The organism is Albidovulum sp. (assembly GCF_049646345.1).
Taxonomy (GTDB): Bacteria; Pseudomonadota; Alphaproteobacteria; order Rhodobacterales; family Rhodobacteraceae; genus Albidovulum.
Window position 1 is genome coordinate 1 of the sequence record NZ_JBARVQ010000669.1, and the last position, 4,320, is coordinate 4,320.

Annotated in this window: 4 protein-coding genes; all 4 read right to left on the reverse strand. The window is 60.8% G+C overall.

Features of this window, described 5'->3' with window-relative positions; genetic code table 11:
* Window positions 1-977 (reverse strand): stealth family protein (locus WBB85_RS17530; protein WP_432639883.1); only part of this gene is annotated, 977 nt, incomplete at its 3' end.
* A 99-nt stretch (window positions 978-1,076) separates the two neighbouring features.
* Entirely contained in the window at window positions 1,077-1,652 is a 576-nt protein-coding gene (locus tag WBB85_RS17535) for a retropepsin-like aspartic protease family protein (protein WP_432639884.1), read from the reverse strand.
* Window positions 1,653-1,656: 4 nt separating this feature from the next.
* A complete protein-coding gene (locus tag WBB85_RS17540; RefSeq protein ID WP_432639885.1) occupies window positions 1,657-2,274 on the reverse strand; it encodes a MarC family protein in 618 nt (205 codons plus the stop codon).
* A 3-nt stretch (window positions 2,275-2,277) separates the two neighbouring features.
* Window positions 2,278-4,122 carry an ABC-F family ATP-binding cassette domain-containing protein gene (locus WBB85_RS17545; RefSeq protein ID WP_432639886.1) on the reverse strand — a complete coding sequence of 615 codons (1,845 nt, stop codon included), beginning with the start codon at window positions 4,120-4,122 and terminating at the stop codon, window positions 2,278-2,280.
* Window positions 4,123-4,320: the final 198 nt, after the last annotated feature.

A 4,320-nucleotide genomic window follows, 5' to 3' on the forward strand; every position in this document is an offset into this window, starting at 1 on the left:
ATGAAATCGCGGTACTTCCTGGTCAGTTGATTGATGACTGAGGTCCGGACCCGATCTGTTGCGCCGTCGAGGGACTGGATGGTCATCGAACGGTGCGTTCCCAGCTTGAAATTTTGCCGATTTAAACCGGAGAGCCCTTTCTTACGTGCGTTGATATAAATCACTCCGAAGCTCGGGTAAGGCGCGACGCCGTTCCGCAGGATTTCTATATGGTGTGCCAGTGCCATCGGCCAGGCCTGATCGCGTCCCCGGAAACGGTGACGGATGATGTTGCGCAAGACATTGTCATGGTCCTGAAAGTAACGTTCAAATGTTGACCGCCTCAGCGCATGGGGCACATGTGCGCCGCGCCAGAAGGTCTTCGCCTTTGAAATCAGCGCGGCCGCGTTTTCCTGCATGCGGTAAAAGGGCGGATAGTCGTGCTGCATGAGCGAGGGGAAGATGCGGTGCTTGAGCCTCTGCAACTTGGTGGGTCGAAATCGCTTCTGGCGTGTTGCGTAGATCTGCGGCAACCCGTTGTGAAACCAGTCGGACGGAAGGACCTCGCGGCAGAGGAGAACGTCGTCATTGAAGTAGACAAATTGCTCGGACAGGCCCGGAATGCGCCAGATCATGCTTTCGATAGTCAGCGAATTGAATGTCGGAAGGTATTCCTCATATCCGCGAAAGATCGTTCTGTGATCGACGATTTCGATGAAATTCTCGGCGCAGAGACCGGCTTTTGCGAATTCGTCCAGCAGGGTGGGCTTCTGATTGTCGGTGACAATCCAGATCTTGCGAATGAAGGGGGCGAACTTCAGGATCGACGCTATCGAATAGTAAATCTCACCCACATTTGCAAAACGCGTTTCGTCAGTCGCTTCGTGCATGAGATTGACCGATGACGACGGTTCATACTGACGCCGTTTGGCGCGGTGGTCAGGATCGTTGCCATCGACCCAGCAAATCACGATGTCGATCGGCTTCAGGTCGTCCATTCATGTCTCCGTTAAGTCCAGCGGGTGGTTTTTCAGTTGTGAACCTTGCTTGGCGAAAGGGTAAACCCCTGTTGATCGGCGCGGGCACAGCGCGTTGTCCTAGCGTTTCAAGACCAAACGTTCGGGCGTGAGTGTCAGATGAAACTGACCAAGGTAGCTCATTCCAAGAAGCGAAGTGTCAAGCTCTCCTCCGTTCACGACTGCGGACACATTCCTGTCTGTCTCTCCCCCCAGCGTGAAACTGTCCAGCCGGACGGATGCCGTCCTGACCATGCCATTGGCGGTCATCGCCGTGCCGAAGTAATCGAGCTTGTCGGGGTCGAGCCCGGCCCTTACGGCATCCTCGCGGCTCAGCACCACATCGGTCGCGCCGGTATCGACGACGAACAGCACATCGGCACCGTTGATCTCGACCATCAGGTAAAAGTGCCCGTCTTCGGCCACCGGCACCTCCATTGTATCGCCCCTGACGAAGACTTCGGTCGGGAAGGCGCTGCGCCGGATATCCCTCCACATGCCCGCTATGGCGATGGCCCCCAGAAAGATCAGCCCCCAGATCGCCGCCTGCTGCGCGGTCTTTCCCAGCCGGTCGCGGTTTTCCAGCAGGAAGTAGCCGGCGACGACTGCGCCAAGCAGGACGAGGTAGATGAGGCGGGGGAAGTCCTGGCTGTCCATTGGCTCAGATGAGCCCGGTGCCGCGGATGCCGTCAACCACGAATTGCACTGACAGGGCGGCGAGCAGCATGCCCAGAAGTCGCGTGATGACCAGAAGCCCGGTCCGCCCGACAGCGCGTTCAATAACACCGGCGGCAAGGAAGAACAGGAACGACACCGCAACGACCGCGATCATGACGCCGTGGATCGCCAAGGTATGAGCCACGCCCGAGGCGGGCGAGTTGTTCACCAGCAGGATCATCGTCGTGAAAGCGCCGGGGCCAGCGATCAGCGGGGTCGCCAGGGGAAAGACCGACGGATCGTGATCGGGGTCGGCATGCTGGCCCTCGCGCCTTTGGGTCCGGCGCTCAAACAACATGTCGAGTGCGGTCACGAACAAGAGGATACCGCCCGAGATCTTGAAGGCGGGCATGGTGATGCCGATCACGGCCAGGATCTTGTCACCGAGCAGACCAAAGAGCGTCAGCAGGAAGATGGCGATCAGGCAGGACCGCAGGGCCAGTTGCCGCCGCCGCCGGTCCTCCATGCCTTGGGTCAGGGCGACGAATAGCGGGGTCAGCGCCAAGGGGTCGATGATCACGAAAAGCGTGACAAAGGCGGTGATATAGAACTGCACATCCATCGATCAGGCCTCTGCCAGTTCCAGCTTTTCCGCCGCCTTCAGCCAGAGCGCCTCGGCCCGGTCGAGCCCCTCCATCAACTCGGCATATTTCTTCTGCCAGACGACGGCCTCGGCGGGGCGTTCGTAAAGCTCGGGGTCCGCCAGCTTCTTGGCCAGCTTATCGCGCATCTCATTCAGCTTGGCGAGGCGTTCCTCGCATTTGCGCAAATCGGCCTTCAGTGCAAGCACCGCATCACGCGACGGGCGCGGGGCCTTGTCCTTCACCTTCTCGGCCGGTTTTTCGGCATCATCGCCCGCCAGCAATTCCTTGCGATAGGTCTCCAGGTCATGCGGATAGGGCGCGACCGCGCCGCCCTTCACCTGCCAGAGCCGGTCGGCCACAAGCCCCAGAAGGTGCATGTCGTGGCTGACGAGGATCACAGCACCTGAATATTCGGTCAGTGCCTCGACCAGTGCCTCGCGGCTCTCGATATCGAGGTGGTTCGTCGGTTCATCAAGGATCAGAAGATGCGGCGCGTCGATCGTGGCCAGCAGGAGCGACAACCGCGCCTTTTGCCCGCCCGAGAGGCGTCCAACAACGGTATCGGCCTGATCAGCGCCAAGGCCAAAACCCGCCAGCCGCGCCCTGAGCTTCGGCTGCCCTTCGGCGGGGCGCAGCCGCATGATGTGCTGCAAGGGCGTTTCATCCAGATGCAATTCATCGACCTGATGCTGGGCGAAATAACCGATGCGCAGTTTGGAGGAGCGGACAACCTTTCCCGCCACGGGCGGAAGCTTGCCCGCGAGCAGCTTCGACAGCGTCGACTTCCCTTCACCGTTCCGTCCCAGAAGTGCGATCCGGTCATCCTGATCAATGCGCAGGTCGAGACGTTTCAGGACCGGCGGGCCGTCATAACCGACGGACGTCCCCTCCATGGTGATGATCGGCGGCGAAAGCTGTTCGGGTTCGGGGAAGGTGAAGACGACCTTCTTCGCTTCTTCTGGTGCCAGGATCGGCGTCATCTTCTCCAGCATCTTGACCCGGCTTTGCGCCTGAACGGCCTTTGAGGCCTTGGCCTTGAACCGGTCGACGAAGCTTTGCAGATGGGCGCGCCGCGCGTCCTGTTTCTTGGCCTCTGCCGCCTGCACCGCGCGCAGGGCGGCACGCTGGCGGGCGAACTGGTCGTAAGGCCCGGACCAGAGCGTCAGCTTGCGGTTTTCCAGATGCAGGATCGCACCCACTGCGCGGTTCAGAAGGCCGCGGTCATGGCTGATGATGATGACCGTATGGGGATATTTCGCCAGATAACTTTCAAGCCAGAGGGCCCCTTCAAGGTCAAGATAGTTGGTCGGTTCATCAAGAAGCAGCAGATCCGGCTGGGCAAACAGCACACCCGCCAGTGCCACCCGCATCCGCCAGCCGCCGGAAAAATCCGAACAGGGTCGCGCCTGTGCCTCGGTATCAAAGCCGAGCCCCTTCAGGATCGCCGAGGCGCGCGCCTCGGCAGACCAGGCGTCGATATCAGCAAGACGGGACTGAATCTCGGCAATGCGGTGCGGATCTGTTGCCGTCTCGGCCTCCGCCATCAGGCCCGCGCGTTCGGTATCGGCGGCCAGAACGGTATCGAGAAGCGAGGTGGACGACGAGGGCACTTCCTGCGCCACACCGCCAATCTTTGCCCGCGAGGGCATGGCAATCTCGCCGCCTTCCAGCGCCAGTTCGCCCCGGATCAGACGAAAGAGCGTGGTCTTGCCCGCGCCATTGGCACCGACAAGGCCGACCTTGTGGCCGGTTGGAACGACAGCCGAGGCGCCCTCGAACAGGGGGCGGCCTTCGACGCTATAGGTGATGTCACTGATCCTGAGCATGGCGCGGCGCATAACAGAGCTGTCGGGGCTGGGAAAGCCGATCCCGCTTCCATTTGGTCGAAATATCCCCGCCGGAGGCATCATAGCCTCGCGGCAAGCGCCACCTTTTCAAGCCGGGCCGGGCATGCTAGCAGGCGCGCAATCCAAATCCGGGCCGGGGCAGGGTGCCCCGACGCCCCCAACTCAAAAGGCTGACCC